Consider the following 18000-nt stretch of genomic DNA (forward strand, 5'->3'; position numbering starts at 1 on the left):
CAACGCATTTCACTCTTGCGCGAGTCGACCGGACCGGGTCATCCTGGCCGCCGTGAACCTGCGCCGATGCGTTCCGCTGGTGGTCATCGCCGTCCTCGCCGGCCAGCTGCCCGCTGCCGCTCACGCACCAGGCCGGCACCGCGGACTCGTCGCCGCCACCACGCCCGCCGGTGTCCACCTGAGCTGGCGCCTGCTCGGCCACGAGGCCACCGGAGCCACGGCGACAGGACTGGCCGGACCGGACTTCGCCGTCTACCGCAACGGGAAGCGCATCGCGACCGTCACCGACAGCACCACCTACGTCGACCCCGCGGCACCACCCGGCGCCCGCTACCAGGTCGCGCCCGTCCGCCACAACCTCCCGCTCGGGCGCAGCAAGCCCGTCACCGCGTGGGCGGCGCCGCAGCACGACCTGCCGTTGCGCAAGCCCGCGGACGGCGTGACCCCGGCGGGCGAGAGCTACACGTACTCCGCCAACGACGTCAGCGTCGGCGACGTGGACGGCGACGGGCAGTACGAGTACGTCGTCAAGTGGGACCCGAGCAACTCCAAGGACGTCTCGCAGGTCGGCTACACCGGCCCGGTCTATCTCGACACCTACCGCCTCGACGGCACGCTGCTGCACCGCATCGACCTCGGCGTGAACATCCGGGCGGGCGCGCACTACACCCAGTTCCTCGTCCACGACTTCGACCGCGACGGCCGCGCCGAGCTGATGACGAAGACCGCGCCGGGCACCAGGGACGGGCGTGGGCGGCACGTCACGATGCCGCGCGAGGACGTCCGCGCCGGCTACTCCCACGCCGACGACCACCGGCTCAGCCCGGAGGGCTACCGGCAGCACCTCGTCGAGGTGTTCCGCGGCTGGCACCGGCACCCCGAGGTCGTCGCCGGTCGCTGGCCCGCCACGCTGGAGCAGGCGTTCGGCCTCGAACCCCGCTACGCCTACCCGTTGACCGAGCAGGACGCGTCCGCGCTGGTCGACCACTTCATGGACGTCTACGCGCCCTCCCGCAGCGCCAACAACAGGCTGCGCCAGTTCGCCGGCTTCATCATCGACGGCCCCGAGTACCTGACCGTGTTCGACGGTGCCACCGGACGGGAGCTGCAGACGGTCCGCTACGAGCCCGGCCGCACCGACGACGGCCTGATGTGGGGCGACTACGCGATGTCCCGCATCGAACCGGGCAACCGCGTCGACCGGTTCCTGTCCGGCGTCGCCCACCTCGACGGCGAGCGCCCGTCCGCGATCTTCGCACGTGGCTACTACACCCGGTCCACGGTCGCGGCCTACGACTGGAACGGCCGGCGGCTCACGAAGCGCTGGCTCGCCGACAGCGGCTGGGTGCCGATGACGAACCCGTTCCGCGACACCCCGCACGGCCGCGACGGAAGCAATCCCAGCCACGCCACGCTCACCACGCAGGGCGCGCACTCGCTGAGCGTCGCCGACGTGGACGCCGACGGCAGGCAGGAGATCGTCTACGGCGGCGCGACCCTCGACGACGACGGGTCGCTCGCCTACAGCTCCACCGGCGTGCTGCCACCGGGCAGCGCCGACCCCGGAGCAGCGGTCCGGGTCGGGCACGGTGACGCCCTGCACGTCACCGACATCGACCCGAACCGCCCCGGCCTGGAGACCTACATGGTTCACGAGGGCGCACGCTCCGCCCCGTACGGCTACACGTTGCGCGACGCCAGGACCGGTCAGACGATCTACGGCGCCTACTCCGGCGTCGACACCGGCCGCGGCATGGTCGGTGACGTGCGCCCGGACGTCCTCGGCCTGGAGACGTGGGCGTCCATGCCGAACGGTTCGGACTCCGCCGGCATCTGGAGCGCGGACGGCCGCCGACTGGAGAACCGGTCGCCCGGAACGAACATGAGCATCCGCTGGGCGGGCGACCTGACCACGCAGATCGTCAACGGCACCCAGGACGCCACCCCGACCATCGACGACTGGCGCCGCGGCACCCTGCTCACCGCCACCGGAACGCGCACCAACAACGGCACCAAGGGCAACCCGTCGCTCGTGGCCGACGTGTTCGGTGACTGGCGCGAAGAACTCGTCGTGCGCACCCAGGACAGCACGGCGTTGCGCTTCTACATCAGCACCGAACCGACGAAGCACAAGATGTACGCGCTGATGCACGACCGCCAGTACCGCGTCGAGGTCGCCCGCCAGCAGACCACCTACAACCAGCCGTCCTACCCGAGCTTCTACCTGGCGTCAGACACCGACTGGTCACGCGTTCCCCTGCTGCGGAAGGCCGGTTCATGATCAGGGCCCTGCTCGTCACGGCCGCGTTCCTCGCCGGAACAGCTGCCGCCACACCCACCGCGTCCGCCGCCGGCCCCGTGCCGCACTACCTGATGACCGCGTTCACCAACAGCAGCGAGTCGAACATGTACGTCTACGACTCGCCGAACGCCACCACCTTCACCCAGGTCCGCGCGAACGCCTACACACCGCCGTCGGGTCTGATCCGCGATCCCAGCGTCATCCGGCACACGGACGGCTACTACTACATCGTCTACACGACGAACTGGACGGGCGACACGATCGGTTTCGCCCGCAGCGCGGACTACGTGAACTGGACGTTCCTGCGCAATGTCCGGGTAGGACTCAACGGCACCACGGGCAGCACGTGGGCACCGGAGTGGTTCAAGGACTCCGACGGCAGCGTCCACGTCGTCTTCTCCGCGTCCACGACGGGCACCGCGGGCCAGTTCCGGCCGTACCGGATCACCGCGACGAACGCCGCCCTGTCCGCGTGGACCAGCCCGGTCGCGCTCGGCATCCCGGCCAACTACATCGACAGCTTCCTGGTCAAGGTCGGCGGCACCTACCACAACTTCCTCAAGAACGAGACGACGAAGTACATCGAGCACGCCACCGCCACGTCGCTGAACGGCCCGTGGACGTTCGTCGGCACCGGCAACTGGGCGGGCTGGGGATCCGGGCTGGAAGGGCCCGCGCTCGTGAAGCTGCCCGACGGCCGGTGGCGGATCTACTTCGACCAGTACGGCCAGCGGCGCTACTTCTACGCCGACAGCGCGAACCTCACCAGCTTCGGCGCCAAGACCGAGATGGCGGGGCTCTCCGGCACCGCGCGGCACTTCACCGTGCTGCGGGAGGACTCCGGTGACGGCACCGCGGTGCCCACCGGCAACCGGTCGCTGCGCTCGGTCAACCTCCCCGACCGGTACGTGCGGCACCGCGACAACCTCGGCCACGTCGACCAGGTGAGCCCGTCCAGCTCGCTCTCCGTCCGCCAGGACGCGACGTTCACGGTCGTGGCGGGCCTGGCGAACGCGAGCTGCTACTCGTTGCGCTCGGTCAACTTCCCCGAGCGCTACCTGCGGCACTACGACTTCCGCGTCCGGCTCGACGCCAACACCGGTGACGCGGTGTTCGCCAGGGACGCCACCTTCTGCGGGCGCGCCGGTCTGGCCGGCGGCACGTCGTTCGAGTCCTACTCGCACCCCGGCCGGTACCTGCGCCACTTCGGCCACGAACTGCGCGTCGACTGGCGCACCTCCGACTCCGCGTTCGCCGGTGACGCGTCGTTCACCGTCACCGCGCCACTGGCCTGAAAGGACAGTCGATGAGGACAGCCCGCCTGCTCGCGCTGCTGCTCGCCGTCATCACCTGCGTGGCCGGGACGCCCGTGGCGAGTGCGGCTCCCGCGGTGCGCTACACCAACCCGATCGCGGAACGCCGAGCCGACCCGCACATCTTCCGGCACACCGACGGCTTCTACTACCTCACCGCGACCGTTCCCGAGTACGACCGGATCGTCCTGCGCCGGGCGGCCACGATCCAGGGCCTGGCCACGGCCCAGGAGACGGTGATCTGGCGCAAGCACACCAGCGGTGAGATGGCCGCCCACATCTGGGCACCGGAGATCCACTTCATCAACGGGAAGTGGTACGTCTACTTCGCCGCGGGCCGCAGCGACGACGTCTGGCGCATCCGGATGTACGTGCTGGAGAGCTCCAGCGCCAACCCGGTGACCGGCTCCTGGACCGAACGCGGCCGCATCACCACGCCGTGGGACACCTTCTCGCTCGACGCCTCCACGTTCGTGCACAACGGCGTGCGCTACCTGACCTGGGCTCAGCAGGAACCGGGCATCGCCACCAACTCCAACGTCTACCTCGCCCGGATGGGCGCGAACCCGTGGACGATCACCGGCACCGTGACCAGGCTGACCGTGCCGACGCTCGCCTGGGAGACCCGCGGGTTCAAGGTCGCCGAAGGGCCGGCGGTGTTGCAGCGCAACGGGAAGGTCTTCCTCACCTACTCGGCCAGCGCCACCGACGCGAACTACTGCCTGGGCATGCTGACCGCGTCCGCGGCGGCGGACCTGCTCAACCCGGCGTCGTGGACCAAGAGCCCCGACCCGGTGTTCGCGAGCAACACCGCGACCGGCCAGTACGGGCCCGGCCACAACTCGTTCACCACCGACGGCGCCAGCGACGTGCTGGTCTACCACGACCGCAACTACCGCGACATCAGCGGCGACCCGCTCAACGACCCGAACCGCCGCACCCGCGTGCAGAAGGTCTACTACCGGTCCGACGGCACCCCCGACTTCGGCATCCCGGTGCCGGACGGCCCCACCCCGGTCCGGCTGAAGGCCTACAACGCCACCAGCTTCGTGCGGCACTGGGAGTACCGGGCCCGGCTGGACACCGACGTGTCCCCGCTCGCCGACTCGCAGTTCAAGGTGATCACGGGCCTGGCGGGCTCCGGCACGGTGTCGCTGGAGTCGACCAACTTCCCCGGCTACTACCTGCGGCACCGCAACAACGAGCTGTGGGTCGAGCGCACGGACAGCAGCACCCTCTTCCGCAACGACGCCAGCTTCACCCAGCGCGCGGGACTCGCCGCGAGCTCGGCGGTGTCGTTCGAGTCGCTCAACTTCCCCGGCACCTACGTCCGGAACAACGGTGGACTGCTCTTCCTGCAGGCGGTCACCGACGCGCAGGGACGAGCGGACGCGACGTTCACATTGGAGTGACGCCATGGTGAGGAGAACCGCGTTGGTCGCGGCGGTGGTCCTGACCACCACCGTACTGGCCGCACCGCACGCCCAGGCCCATCCCCTGCCGGGTCACGCCACCGGTGACGTCGGCGTGCACGACCCGAGCGCGGTCAGACGCGCCGACGGGAGCTACCTCGTCGCGCACACCGGCACCAACATCGCGTTGCGGACCTCCACCGACCGCGTTGCGTTCCGCTCGGCCGGGTCGGCGTTCCCCGGCGGAGCGTCGTGGACCGCGCCTTACACCAACGGCGGCAACAACCTCTGGGCGCCTGATCTGTCCTATCGAAACGGACTGTACTGGCTGTACTACTCGGCTTCGACGTTCGGCTCGAACCGGTCGGCGATCTTCCTGGCCACCAGTCCCAGCGGGAACTCCGGCACGTGGACCCACCGCGGCCTGGTCGTCGAGTCGCGGACGTCGGACAACTTCAACGCCATCGACCCCGACCTCGTCGTCGACGACCAGGGCCGCTGGTGGCTGAGCTTCGGCTCGTTCTGGTCGGGCATCAAGATGGTCGCGCTCACCCCGTCGACCGGCCTGCGGTCCGACTCGGCGATCCGCTCCATCGCGGGCCGCAACGGCGGTGCGATCGAGGCGCCGAACATCGTGAAACGCGGGTCCTACTACTACCTGTTCGTCTCGTTCGACCTGTGCTGCCGGGGCGCGGCGAGCACGTACCGGGTGATGGTCGGCCGCTCCGCCAGCGTCACCGGCCCGTACGTCGCCCGCGACGGCACCGCTCTGACCTCCGGCGGCGGCACGGAGGTCCTGGCCGGTCAGGGCAGCGTCCACGGGACCGGGCACCAGGACGTGCTCACCGATGTCGACGGTGACCTGCTCGTCTACCACTACTACACCGGCACCGGCGCGTCGCGGCTCGGCGTCAACCTGCTGGCCTACGACTCGGCCGGCTGGCCGTACCTGCGCTGAGGAGGAACTGATGATCAGCCGATGGCGCACCTCTGCCGTCCTGGTCGCCCTGCTGGGCGGCACGACCGTTGCCGCGCCGGTGGCATCGGCCGCGGTCGTGGACACCAACGCCTCGTACGCGCTCGTCAACCGCAACAGCGGCAAGGCGCTGGACGTCTACGACCTGGCCACCGCGGACGGCACCCGGATCTCGCAGTTCACCCGCAACGACGGCGCCTGGCAGCTGTGGCAGTTCGTCGACTCCGCAGCGGCTGGTACCGGCTGAAGTCCCGGCACAGCGGCAAGGTCCTGGACTTCCCTGCCACCGCCGACCGCACCGGTCTCGTGCAAACGACCGACGCCAACCGCACCGGCCAGCAGTTCCGCCTCGCCGACTCACCGGACGGGCACGTCCGGCTGGTCAACCGCGCGAGCGGCAAGGCCGTGGACGTGCTGGACTTCTCGACCGCCAACGCCGCGCAGCTCATCCAGTGGCCCGACACCGGCGGCACGAACCAGCAGTGGCAGCTGGTGAGGATGAGCGCACCGGGCAACTTCACCAACCCGATCAAGCGCAACGGCCCCGACCCGTGGCTGCAGCACCACAACGGCTACTACTACCTGGCCACCACGACGTGGAACTCGACGATCACCATGCGCCGGTCTCGCACGCTCGCGGGCTTGTCGAGCGCCGCCGACACGGTGGTGTTCAACCTGACCGGCCGGCCCAACGGGTGCTGCAACATGTGGGCACCGGAGTTCCACCTCCTGAACGGCCGCTGGTACCTGTACTACGTGGCCGGGCAGAACGTGCCGGACTACAACCCCACCCAGCGCCTGCACGTGCTGGAGAGCGCCGGCACCGACCCGATGGGTCCGTACACGTTCAAGGCCGACCTGGGCAACACCTGGGAGCTCGACCCGAGCATCCTGCAGCACAACGGGAAGCTGTACCTGATGGGCAGCGCGATGGACGGCACCCAGAGCCTCACCATCACCCCGCTGGCCAACCCGTACACGATCAGCGGAGCCCGCCGCACGATCGCCCAGCCCACGCTGGCCTGGGAACGGCAGACCGCGCCGGTCAACGAGGGCGCCGAACCGTTGTACAGGGGTGGCCGCACCATGATCGTGTACTCGGCCAGCGCCTGCTGGGGCCCCGACTACAAGCTCGGCCTGCTCACCCTCACCGGCTCCGACCCGCTCAACCGCGCGCACTGGACGAAGTCACCGAACCCGGTGTTCCAGCGCAACGACGACAACGGCGTGTTCGCCCCGGCCCACAACGGGTTCTTCAAGTCGCCCGACGGCACCGAGGACTGGATCGTCTACCACGGCAACGACAGCGCGGCGGGCGGGTGCGACATGAACCGGTCCACCCGCGCGCAGAAGTTCACCTGGAACGCCGACGGCACCCCGAACTTCGGCACCCCGGTCCGGCTCGGCGTCCAGCTCCCGGCACCGTCGGGCGAGACAGGATGAGACCGCAGCGGTCCGGCAGGACACCGTCACCGGTGTCCTCCCGGACCGCTGGTCCCGCCGCTAGTGCGGTGACCACGATCTTCACCGTGTTTCCCGACGCTCAGCAGGGCACCTCGTGGGGCCGGCCCCACGAGGTGCCCGTCTGACCGCCGGGAAACGCGGCAGAGGTTCGTGGTCACCGCACTAGTAGTGTGTCGCTGCTTACTTACGGCGTTTTGGCTGGGAGGCTGTTGTCATGGCCTCCCAGTTGAAGCGGCCGGTGACGTTGTCGGCACGGGATCGTGAAGAGCTGATCCGGCTGACCACCACGGGTGTGCGTGCGGCGTCGGCGATCAGGCGGGCGCGGGTGCTGCTCGCGCTGGACACCTCGGTGGGCGAACCCGATCCGAAGGAAGTGATCGCGACCCGGCTCGGGGTCTCGGGTGAGATGCTGCGGCTGGTCGCCAGGCGGTTCGCCGAGACCGGCGGTGATGTTCTTGCCACGATCGGACGTAAGAAGCGTGCTCTTCCGCCGGTGCCGTCGCCGGTGACCGGGGAGGTCGAGGCCCGGCTGATCGCGCTGGCGTGCTCGGCACCGCCGGCCGGGCATGCCCGGTGGTCGTTGCGGCTGCTGGAAAAGCATGTCGAGCTCACCGAGGACATCCCGAACCTGGACCACTCGACCATCGGCCGGGTATTGAAAAAACGCAACTGCGTCCTCATCTGAGGAAGTGCTGGAACATCCCGCCACGCGCCAACGCCGAGTTCGCCGCCCGCATGGAAGACGTCCTCGCCGTCTACGCCCGCCCGTACGATCCCGCCCGCCCGGTCGTGTGCATGGACGAGAAACCCTTCCAGTTCCTCGGCGAGGTCCGCGACCCGCTGCCGGCCCGGCCGGGCCGCGATGCCCGCCAGGACAGTGAATACATCCGGTGCGGCACCTGCTCGATCTTCGTGTTCACCGACCCCCTGCGCGGCTGGCGGCGTGTCCACGCCCTGGCCCAGCGGACCAAACTCGACTGGGCCGGGCAGGTCAAACAACTCCTGACCGTCGACTACCCCGACGCCGGGACCGTGGTGCTGGTCATGGACAACCTCAACACCCACACCATCGCCTCGCTCTACGACGCCTTCCCGCCCGCCGAGGCCTTCGCCCTGGCCCAGCGCCTGGAAATCCACCACACCCCCAAACACGGGTCCTGGCTCAACATCGCCGAGATCGAACTCTCCGCACTCAGCCGCCAGTGCCTCGACCGCCGCATCAGCGACCTCGACACCCTCAACACCGAACTCGCCGCCTGGCAACACGCCACCAACACCAACCAGCGCGGCGTCGACTGGCAGTTCACCACTCACGACGCCCGCACCCGACTCCGCCACCTCTACCCCAAAGGTTAGAAGCGACGGTCTACTAGGTGGCCATCAGCCGCCGGTGGAACGCGGCAGTCGCCTCGCCCTCGGTGTCGTACTCCTCCACCGGGTCGTACTCACCGCGCTCGTACACGCCGACCTGCCACCGGCCGCCGCGAACGCGCAGGAAGTAGAAGTCCGTCGGCAGCACGGCACCGAACTCGCGCACCCCCTCGATCTCGTACATCGCCCTCGGAACGCCCGCGCGGTCCAGCGCCTCGACCAGTGTCATCCGGTCCGCAGGAGACTCGCTCACCTGACGACGCTGAGGTAGCCGTTCTCGACCAGCCAGGCAACGTTGCGGCGCTCCGGCGGGTTCGGCGACGTGACCTTGTACTGCCTGCCACCGCCGGTCTGCCCGAACCACTTCGCCGCAGGCCCGCCGAGCACCTCGAACTGCTTCTCGACCTTGTACCGGTAATAGCCGTACGGCATCCGGACGCCCTGCTCGTACTCGCAGGTGTTCAGGCTCTGCGGCGGCAGCGAACGCTGGGCGAACGGCGTGCCCACCGGCGACAGGAACCTGCCGGACTGGCCACCGAAACGGTCGAGGAGCTTGCCCGGCGCGAGCACCTCGGTGGTCGGTCTGCCGATGAAGCCGTCGTTCTCCGGGTACTTCCAGCCCTTGCCCTTCCAGTACTCCGTGACGAACGCCTGAGGGCTCGCCTTCTCGCCGAACCGCTTGTACCCGATCAGCAACTTGCCTGCCACGTGGGACGGCGACGGCAGGTCCTTCGGCCCGAACCGTTCGTCGCCCAGGTGGAAGGGTTTCTCGCAGACGACCTCCGCGGTCGGTGCCGACGGCGTCGCGTGCGCCACCGGAGCGGCGGCCAGGCCGAGCATCGTCGAGACCAGGACGAGGAGCGAGAGCACGTGTTTTCGCAGAATCATGGGTCTTCCTTTCGTGACAGCACCGCGGCGGTCACGGGTCATACGGCGGCCGTCTCCAGAGCTACGAGGAGACTTGCGGAGTAGTTGGTCGGGCCGTTCAGCTCCCTGGTGTCGAACCAGTGGGTGTGGGTGACCGTCAAGGTGACCTTCTTGCCCTGCGGACTGAGCGCGTGCACGACCGTGTCCGGCGGGATCGGCGTTGTCGCGGGGGTGTGGTTCTCCGTCACGTCCTGGAGTTCCACGAGCACGCCGGCCGCGAGTTCCGCGGCGGTGAGTTCCGAGTCGCTCACGCTCACCGCGACCAGCAGCTGGTAGTCGGGTTTCTTGGTCATGTAGTGCGTGGCGTGTGCCTGCGAACCGTCGCCGAACAGCAGGTACGAGGGCTTGGGCGGGTAGTCGCCGCTGTCCTGGAACTGCCGGTCGTACAGCACGGAGGTGATCTCGACCGGGGTGTCCGACACGATCGGCACGGCGTTGTGGAGGTCGTTGCCGACCACCTTGAGGATCGTGCCGGTGAACCTCCGGTCGGCCAGCATCTTCGGCAGCAGCAGCTTCTCCTGGTTGACGACGACGAACGTCGCCGTCCGCGCCGCCTTCCTGGCCTCGACGTAGGTCTTCTTGGCCTCGGCGCCGAACCCGAACGTCGCGACCACCTGGTAGCGGTGGGCGGCCATGGTGAACATCGCCAGGTGACCGCCGTGCACGACCTGCTCACCCATCAGCACGAAGCCGTGGATGTCCGGTGTCTCCTCGTCGTGGGACGTCGTCATGAGCCGGTCCTCCCTAGAACGCGCTGCCGGAGACGTGCACCAGGGCCAGGCGGGCGATGTCGCCGGTGTCGGCCGAACCGTCCACATAGGTCGCCAGGTCCGCGCCGCCGCGCTGCACCGGCATGCTGACCGGGCTGGTCTTGGCGAGGTCGGCCACCAGCGCGTCGATCATCTCCTTCGTGACGTGGGGCATCACGTACAGGTGCGCGTAGTGGAGGACCTCGTGCCCCACCTTGAGCGGGATCGTGGCCAGCGAGTACTTGTGCACGAGCTCGGGCGGAGGCTGCTTGAACCGCACCGTGAGCGCCAGCGGCGTTCGCGCGGCCTCCCACGTGCCGCCCAGCTCCTTCAGCTTCTTCTCCGCGTGGTCGGTGACCTCCAGGGCCGTGCGGATCATCGTCATCTGGTCGCGCTCGGAGTGCTTGGCCAGGAAGTGCCACATGACCAGCGGCGAGAACGCGTTGCGCGACCCGCCGAAGGTGGTGTCCGGCGACCCGATCACGGCGGGCTGCTCCGGCGGCTGCATCTGGAGGTTCGCCTTGGTCATGAACACGCCGCACGGCCAGGGGGCGCCGGGGTACTTGTGCCCGCTGGTGACGATGGAGGCGACCTCGGGGATGCGGAAGTCGAACTTCGGCAACGGGGTGGCCGGCTTGATCTCGCCGGCGTCGACGAGCTTCTCGATGAACGGCGCGTAGGTCGCCGCGAGCGCGCCGTCGACGTGGATCCAGTGGCCGGTGCGTTCGTCGACCAGCTCGTTGCCGTTCTCGTCGCGACCGTAGCGGACCTTCCGCTTGTCCAGCCCGTAACGGGCGAAGATCGGCCGCAGCCGATCGCAGATGCCGGCGACGTCGTCGTAGGCGCCCTTGAACGTGCTGCCGTAGTTGAGGTTGATCATCACCGGGTGGCCCATGCTCGCGAAGAACTCCACCAGCCTCGCCAGCTTGTCCACGTCGATGCTGCCCGGTCCGCTGTCGCCGCCGGTGGACGGCACCTCGTGGTCCCACGGCTTTCCCGGGTCCAGCGGGTTGGCGTACGGGTACAGCTTGGTGCCGACCTCGTAGAAGTGGGGGATGTTCAGCACCCGCAGCGCCTTGGCCACCGAGTAGTGCGTGTCGTGCGAGTAGAAGCCCACGGGTGAGTAGGCGTTCTGGTTGTCGGCGGGCGCGGTGTCCTGCACCCACACGTACTGCGCGCCGCCGTCCTTGGCCGGTTCACGCATGAGGGTCTTGCCGGAGAGGTAGTCGCGGGCGTTCCACAGGGCGTAGTTGTTGCCCTCGGAGGAGCCCATGGTGAGCACGTAACCCCAGTAGGCGTCCTTGGGCACCTCGCCGTTGACCTTGGTGCGCGGCTTGCCGTGCCACAGCTTGGCGTAGTAGTCCAGGACCGCGCGCTCGGCCCACCGCGTGTGCAGGGTGAAGTGCGAGTCCTCGAACGGGTCGCCGACGTTGTTGAAGTGGTAGTCGAGGAACCGGGCCATCGGCTCGCGCAGCTTGAGGTCCTCGTTGGTCTGGTAGCCGAGGAACCTGCCCTGGAGGTCTGCGAAGTAGTTCTCCAGCTTGTCCAGCACCGCCTTGCGCTGGGGCTCGGGCACACCTCCCGGAGGAAGTGCGAAGTCCTGGTCCGTCGGGCTCGGCGCGGCGTCCGCGCCCGCTAGGCGCGTGTCGTCCCGTGTCTGGTCTGCGATGGTCATGGTCACCCTCCTGTGTGGTCCTCTCCGATCGGGGAGGAGTTCAGTGGCGGGGCTTGGCGAGCGCGTTCAGCAGCAGCGCCTCGGCGAGGGTCATGTGCTCCAGTTCGGACCGGCTGACGCTCTCGTCGTCCCCGTGGATGTTGGCCAGCGGTTCCTCGCAGCCCCACAGCACGATGTCCGAACCGGGGTTGGCCGCGTGGAGCGCGGAGACCAGCGGGATGGAGCCGCCCTGACCGGAGTGCGCGACGACGGCGGTCTTGTAGGCGGTCTTGAGCGCGGTCTCGACGGCGGCGTGGTGCGGGCCCTGGTAGGCGGCGAAGCCCCGGCCGAGGCTCACGGGAGCGACCTCGCGGACGACCCCCTTCGGGGCGTTGGCCTCGATGTGGTCCTTGATCGCCTTGAGCGCCGCGTCCGGGTCCTGGTCCGGCGCGAGACGCACGCTGATCCGGGCGGTCACCTCCGGGTGCAGCACGTTGGCCGGCCGGTCCATGCCGGGCGCGCCTCGCAGGCCGACGACGTTGACGGCGGGGCGGCCGTACAGGCGCTGGGCGAGTGTGCCGGTGCCGACGAGGCCGACCCCCGGCTCCACGCCGGCGTTCCTGCGGTACTGCTCCTCCGGCACGGCCGGCCAGTCGTGGTCGAACCGGGTCAGGCCGGCCACGGCCACGTCTCCGCCGGCGTCGTGCAGGGTCGACAGGAGCCGCACCAGCACGGTGAACGCATCGGGCGCCGGCCCGCCGTACATGCCGCTGTGCACCTCCTTGGCCAGCGTCTTCACGGTCACGTCCACCGCGAGGACGCCGCGCAGGGTGGAGGTGAGCGCAGGTCGGCCGACCGCCAGGTTCCCGGTGTCGGCGACGATGACCAGGTCGGCCTTGAAGCGCGGGTCCTCCGGGTGGGCGGCGACGTAGGAGTCCAGGACGCTGCTGCTCTCCTCCTCGCCCTCGACGACGACCTTGACGTTGACCGGCAACCCCGACCACTGCTCCCGCAAGGCCTTCAGCGCGCCCAGGTGCATGACGACCCCTGACTTGTCGTCAGCCGAACCACGCCCGTACAGGCGGGTGTCGCCGCCCGCCGTGACCTCCTTGGGGATGAAGGGTTTCGTGACCGTCCACTTCGCCTCGTCGGCAGGCTGCACGTCGTAGTGCGCGTACAGCAGGACCGTCCGCGCGCCGTCGGTGTCCGCGCGCTGGTCCGCGTACACCAGCGGCGCGGAGGTCCTGCCCTCGTGGGTGATGGTGGTGACGGTGGCGCTGCTCAGGCCGACCGAGCGGAACAGCCCGGCGATCGTGTCCGCGGTGGTGCGCAGCGGCGGGTCCGGATCGTCGGCCGTGGACCGGTGCTTCACCAGGTCCATCAACGTCTGCCAGAACTCGAGGGCGTGCACGTGCTCGTACAGGCCCTGTTCTGCGGTGACAGCGGTCATGGAGGTCCTTCCCGTGCGGGTGCGGGCAGCGTCGGACGACGTGTCCACTCCGGGTTCACGCCACGCGGGACTGGTCTGACCGCTACCGGACGCGGTCAGCGGCGACGATGCGCGTTCGCGATGGCGACGAGCAACGTGAGCGGCTCGGCCTGGACGCTGCCGAACGGAACCACGTTGCCGCACTTCCCACACGACCCACCATGCCACCGTCACCGGTCATTCGGGACGGAACAACCCGATCGGGGACGGAGCCGCACTCCACGGGTTGGCGGTCAGGGCCGGCAGGTGGCACACGGTGAGCCCGCTCGGCTCGCGGTTACCGCGTCAGGGCGTCACATGTCTCGAAGTTCGCTGTTCGAACGGAGTTCGAGTGACCAACGGTGCTGATTGCCCTAGTCGTGAGGTGAGCGGCCCGCGGCCGGGTCGTGCACGTCGAGCCGGCCGCACATGCCGTACCGCTGCGGTTCCTCCGCTCGCACGACGTGGATGTCGGCCTCGTCCAGGTGGCCGATGTCCCCGTCGCGCAGGCTGTCCAGGTGCTCGCCGGTCAGCCGGGTGGCCGCGAGCGCACCCGCCCGCCACCGCTGCTCCCAGTCGTCCAGCGACTCCCGCTTCAACGCGAGCGCGGCGCCGTAGAACTCGTCGAGCGCCGCGCTGTCCCCCGCCTCCACTCGCCGCCGCAGCTGCAGGAACCCCTCGACGGCCAGGTCACGGCGTCGGCGTGCGGAGGACGAGGAGTCGGCGTAGGCGTGTCCCGGCTCGGCCAAAGCGGCTGCGGTCGCGTAGTGCACCGGGTCCGCCAGCACCTCGGGCGGGAACGTGAACACCGCGTCACCGGCCTCGGGCAGGCCGCTGTTCTGCATCACCACGACGATGCGCAGGTCGTCGTCGTTGACCAGGCGGTGGATCGTGCCCGGTGTGAACCACGCGACCGTGCCCGCGCGCAACGGCGTCTCGGCGAACCCGCGCCGGGTCAGCGTCTGCACCCGGCCCTCACCGCCGATCACGCAGTAGCACTCCGCGCAGGTCAGGTGCACGTGCGGTGAACCGCCGCAGACCCCGTCCACCGTCGGCCAGTCGTACACCCGCAGACCGGAGATCCCGATCCCGCCGGGAAACGGCGTCACCACGCGTGTTCCTCCACATAGGACTCAAGTCGCGCGCGGTCCCACCCACCGGTCGCGACGACGAGGCGGTACCGCAGGTGCAGCTCCGCACCCGGCGCCACCTCCACGGTGTCGAAGAACGCGAACGACGGGTTGACCGCCGCGAACGGGGTGCTGCGCACGAACCAGTGCGTGTTCTTGTTGTCCGGGTGGTCGAGGAACAGCAACGTCGACGAACGGTCCACCTCGTCGTGCTGCCCGACGAACGCCAGCCACGAACCCGTCCGGCCCATCACCTCCTGCCCGGCGCCGCCGTCGGCCGCGATGACCTCGCCGCCGGTGAACGAACGCGGCCCGCGCCAGAAGAACCCGGTGTACCCCGCGAGCTCGCGGCCGTTGGTGGTGGGGCTGCCGAAGACCAGCGGCTCGGAGCGCAGGTTCGTCAGCGTGGTCGCGAACTCCAGCGTCCACGCCTCCTCCTCGACGTCCCGCACGGCCAAGGACCGCTCCTCGCCGACCCAGTGCTCCCCCGCCTCGGTGTGCCACGACAGCCGCTCGTCGATGCGCAGCTCGTCATCGGCCACGGTGAAGTCCTCGTGCCGCATGGTGCCGACGTTCGGCAGCACCACGTACCCCTCGTCGCGCACGTAGGTGACCCCGCCCCAGAAGTTCTCCCCCGAGACGTCGGTCGCGGTCATCTGCACGCCCTTGTGCCAGCGGTGGTCGTGCGGCCGGAACGCCGTCACCACGTCACCGGCCAGCGTGCGCACCGGGTGCAGGTAGGGCTTCGGCCCCTCGAACGCCGGTGTCGCCGGCCGGTGCACGTAGTGGAAGAGCTCGACGTCGCCGACCGACACGACGAGCACCTCGTCGTCCTGGCGCGTGATCACCGGGCGTCCGCCCACGGGGCACCGTTCCCTTCCATCGTGGCGTAGAACGGGTTGTCCGGCCCGATCTCACCGGCCTTGACCACGCTGTCGGTGAACGCCGAGGCGTACAGGGCCGCGATGAACTCCATCGTGGTCCGCGTGTCCGCGAGTGTCACCGGTGGCGTCTCCCCACTGTCCAGGGCGTCGAGGAACGCCGCCAGCTGGCACCGGTGGCCGCTGACCGTGCCCGACTGCTCCTCCCGCCAGCGCGGGACGACGTCGTCGTGGCCGGGCGCCGGGGTGATCGTCCAGTGCGCGTCGGTGTAGCCGTAGAGGTGCTCGACCTCCACCGTGGCGCGCTCGAAGTCGAACCGCAGCTGCGAGGTCTCCCTGGGCGACAGCACGGAGTTCATCACCGACGCGACGGTCCCGTCGGCGAAGGTCACGAGCGCCATCGACACGTCCTCGGTCTGCACGTCCCGGGCCTGCCGGACCGCGACGGCCCGCACCTCCCGCCACGGCCCGAGCACCGACAGCAGCAGGTCGAACTGGTGGATGCCGTGCCCCATCGTCGGCCCGCCGCCCTCGCTGTCCCACGAACCACGCCACGGCACCGCGAAGTAGGCGTCGTCGCGGTACCAGAGCGTGTCGCTCCGCGCGACCAGCGACCTGCCCAGCACCCCTTCGGCGACCAGGCGCCGCAGCCGGATCGCGGCCGGGCCGAAGCGGTGCTGGAACACCGTCGCGACCCGGCCGGTCGACGTGCGTTCGGCCGCGACCAGGGCATCGACCTCGCCGAGCGACAACGCCGGCGGCTTCTCCACGAGCACGTGCACGTTCGCGGCGAGGCATTCCAGCGCGAGCGGCACGTGGTGGCGCGGCGGGGTGCACACCAGCACCACGTCCAGCTCCTCCTCGGCCAGCAACGCGGTGAGCCCCGCGTGCACCCGCGGCACACTCCACTCCTGCGCGAACGCGGCCGCACGTCCCGCGTCCACGTCGGTCACCGCGACGAGCTCGACCCGGTCACCGCAGGCACGCACCGCCTCCGCGTGGGCGTTCGCGATCGCGCCCGTCCCGACGATGGCCGCGCGCCTCACTTCGCCGCGTCCACTTCCGCCTGGACCTCCTTGATGAACGACGCTGCCGCCGCGTCCGGGGTGGTCCGGCCGAACAGGACGTCCTCGGTGTGCCGCTTGAGGATCGCGTCGACCGTGCTGGCGCCGTTCGGCGTGATCCTGGGCGGGTCGCTGACCGGCACGGTGTCCAGGTACTCCTTGGCCGCCTTGTCGGTCTCCTTGAGCTGGCCCGCGATCGCGTCGCGGATCTTCTGGTTGGCGGGCACACCGCGTTCGGTCAGCAGGATCTTCGCCGCCTCCTCGTCGTTGGCCAGGAAGCTCACGAACGCCGCCGCCTCCGCCGGGTGCTTCGAGCGCGACGACACCGACCAGAACATCGACGGCTTGTAGTACGCGCCGGGTGCCTTGCCCTGCGTCTCACCCGGCAGCCGCAGCAGCTTCAGCTTGGCGCCGCTGGCGGCGGTCAGCGCGGTCAGCTGGGTGTTCCACCACAGGCCGAACGCGGCGGTGCGGGTCGCGGTGGCGGACTGGTTGAGGCCCGCGGAGGCCTTCTCGACCGTCACCGACGGCGGTGCCGCGATCCCGGACTTCGCGAGGTCGGCGATGTACTGCCAGTAGTCCCTGGCGATCTCCTGCGGGAGCACGACCTTGCCCTCGGCGTCGAACATCGCCTGGCCCTGCTGGCGCGCCCGGATGCTCAGCCCGGCCGTGTCGTTGATGCCCGGCGACTGCACGCCGAACACCTGTCCGCCACCGGCTTTGGACACCTGCTCGCCGATCCGCTTCAGGTCGTCCCACGACCACTTCGTGTCGTCGGGCACCGGGATGCCGTACTGCGCGAGCAGGTCGAGGTTGACCATGATCGAGTACATGCCGAGGCCGACCGGCAGCCCGTACTGCTTGCCGTCGATCGCACCGGTCGCGAGCGCCTTCTGGTCGAAGTCCCCGGTGTCGAGGTGCTTCTTGGCCTCGTTGAGGTCGAGCAACGCGCCGCGCTCGGCGTAGGAGGCGATGTAGAGCTCGTCCATCTGCATGACGTCGGGCGCGTCGTTGGCCGCCATCGTGGTGGCGAGGCTGTCCCAGTAGCCGTTCCACTCCTTGAACTCGCCCTTGATGGTGATGTTCTGGTGCTTCTTCTGGAACAGCTCGATGACCTGCTGGGTCCGCTTGTGCCGGTCGTCGCCGCCCCACCAGGTGAAGCGCAGCGTGACCGGCTCGGCGGTCAGGTCGCCGCCGGCGTCGGAACCGGACCCGCACGCGACGAGCAGCGACGCGGTCAGGGACAGCAGGGCCGCCCACGCGGTCCTGCGGCGAGCACCTCTTGGCAT

Annotated in this window: 17 protein-coding genes; 8 read left to right on the forward strand and 9 right to left on the reverse strand. The window is 69.6% G+C overall.

The genetic code is table 11. The annotated features are described in order from the left end of the window. Positions 1–52: 52 nt before the first annotated feature. From BBK82_RS42260 to BBK82_RS51165, 8 genes are all read left to right on the forward strand, one after another. Positions 53–2281 carry a rhamnogalacturonan lyase gene (locus BBK82_RS42260; protein ID WP_065919932.1) on the forward strand — a complete coding sequence of 743 codons (2229 nt, stop codon included), beginning with the start codon at positions 53–55 and terminating at the stop codon, positions 2279–2281. Further along, entirely contained in the window at positions 2278–3597 is a 1320-nt protein-coding gene (locus BBK82_RS42265; RefSeq protein ID WP_065919933.1) for a glycoside hydrolase family 43 protein, read from the forward strand. The genes BBK82_RS42260 and BBK82_RS42265 overlap by 4 nt, the downstream gene beginning before the upstream one ends. Positions 3598–3608: 11 nt before the next feature. Continuing rightward, positions 3609–5027: a family 43 glycosylhydrolase gene (locus BBK82_RS42270; protein ID WP_083268573.1), complete on the forward strand. Its 1419-nt coding sequence runs from the start codon at positions 3609–3611 to the stop codon at positions 5025–5027. A 4-nt stretch (positions 5028–5031) separates the two neighbouring features. Then, positions 5032–5985 (forward strand): arabinan endo-1,5-alpha-L-arabinosidase, encoded by a 954-nt coding sequence (locus BBK82_RS42275; protein WP_065919935.1) that lies wholly within the window; start codon positions 5032–5034, stop codon positions 5983–5985. 10 nt (positions 5986–5995) lie between these two features. Continuing rightward, complete coding sequence (locus BBK82_RS55255; RefSeq protein WP_237047879.1) at positions 5996–6250, forward strand: RICIN domain-containing protein; 255 nt, start codon at positions 5996–5998, stop codon at positions 6248–6250. Continuing rightward, positions 6211–7446 (forward strand): family 43 glycosylhydrolase, encoded by a 1236-nt coding sequence (locus BBK82_RS42280; protein WP_237047880.1) that lies wholly within the window; start codon positions 6211–6213, stop codon positions 7444–7446. The genes BBK82_RS55255 and BBK82_RS42280 overlap by 40 nt, the downstream gene beginning before the upstream one ends. 235 nt (positions 7447–7681) lie before the next feature. Next, on the forward strand, positions 7682–8152 hold the full coding sequence (locus BBK82_RS53315; RefSeq protein WP_218920509.1) for a helix-turn-helix domain-containing protein: 471 nt from the start codon (positions 7682–7684) through the stop codon (positions 8150–8152). After that, on the forward strand, positions 8041–8823 hold the full coding sequence (locus BBK82_RS51165; protein ID WP_218920510.1) for an IS630 family transposase: 783 nt from the start codon (positions 8041–8043) through the stop codon (positions 8821–8823). Before BBK82_RS53315 ends, BBK82_RS51165 begins: the two co-directional genes overlap by 112 nt. A gap of 13 nt (positions 8824–8836) precedes the next feature. Here the strand turns inward: BBK82_RS51165 and BBK82_RS42295 are convergent, their stop codons facing one another. The 9 genes from BBK82_RS42295 to BBK82_RS42335 form a co-directional block, all read right to left on the reverse strand. Further along, on the reverse strand, positions 8837–9091 hold the full coding sequence (locus BBK82_RS42295; protein ID WP_218920511.1) for a hypothetical protein: 255 nt from the start codon (positions 9089–9091) through the stop codon (positions 8837–8839). Further along, on the reverse strand, positions 9088–9726 hold the full coding sequence (locus tag BBK82_RS42300) for a TNT domain-containing protein (protein ID WP_065919938.1): 639 nt from the start codon (positions 9724–9726) through the stop codon (positions 9088–9090). The genes BBK82_RS42295 and BBK82_RS42300 overlap by 4 nt, the downstream gene beginning before the upstream one ends. Positions 9727–9764: 38 nt before the next feature. Then, complete coding sequence (locus tag BBK82_RS42305) at positions 9765–10496, reverse strand: hypothetical protein (protein WP_065919939.1); 732 nt, start codon at positions 10494–10496, stop codon at positions 9765–9767. A 13-nt stretch (positions 10497–10509) separates the two neighbouring features. Further along, positions 10510–12189 (reverse strand): PLP-dependent aminotransferase family protein, encoded by a 1680-nt coding sequence (locus BBK82_RS42310; RefSeq protein ID WP_154697830.1) that lies wholly within the window; start codon positions 12187–12189, stop codon positions 10510–10512. A gap of 40 nt (positions 12190–12229) precedes the next feature. Beyond that, positions 12230–13618, reverse strand: coding sequence for a M20/M25/M40 family metallo-hydrolase (locus BBK82_RS42315; protein ID WP_065919941.1), 1389 nt, complete (start codon positions 13616–13618; stop codon positions 12230–12232). A gap of 392 nt (positions 13619–14010) precedes the next feature. After that, positions 14011–14748 (reverse strand): cupin domain-containing protein, encoded by a 738-nt coding sequence (locus tag BBK82_RS42320; RefSeq protein WP_237047881.1) that lies wholly within the window; start codon positions 14746–14748, stop codon positions 14011–14013. Continuing rightward, on the reverse strand, positions 14742–15614 hold the full coding sequence (locus BBK82_RS42325; RefSeq protein WP_237047882.1) for a DUF6807 domain-containing protein: 873 nt from the start codon (positions 15612–15614) through the stop codon (positions 14742–14744). Before BBK82_RS42325 ends, BBK82_RS42320 begins: the two co-directional genes overlap by 7 nt. Next, a complete protein-coding gene (locus tag BBK82_RS42330; protein ID WP_065919943.1) occupies positions 15611–16693 on the reverse strand; it encodes a Gfo/Idh/MocA family protein in 1083 nt (360 codons plus the stop codon). Before BBK82_RS42330 ends, BBK82_RS42325 begins: the two co-directional genes overlap by 4 nt. Beyond that, positions 16690–18000: an ABC transporter substrate-binding protein gene (locus tag BBK82_RS42335; protein ID WP_065919944.1), complete on the reverse strand. Its 1311-nt coding sequence runs from the start codon at positions 17998–18000 to the stop codon at positions 16690–16692. Before BBK82_RS42335 ends, BBK82_RS42330 begins: the two co-directional genes overlap by 4 nt.

Origin of the sequence: Lentzea guizhouensis, from assembly GCF_001701025.1 — a bacterium.
In the GTDB taxonomy this organism is placed as follows: domain Bacteria; phylum Actinomycetota; class Actinomycetes; order Mycobacteriales; family Pseudonocardiaceae; genus Lentzea; species Lentzea guizhouensis.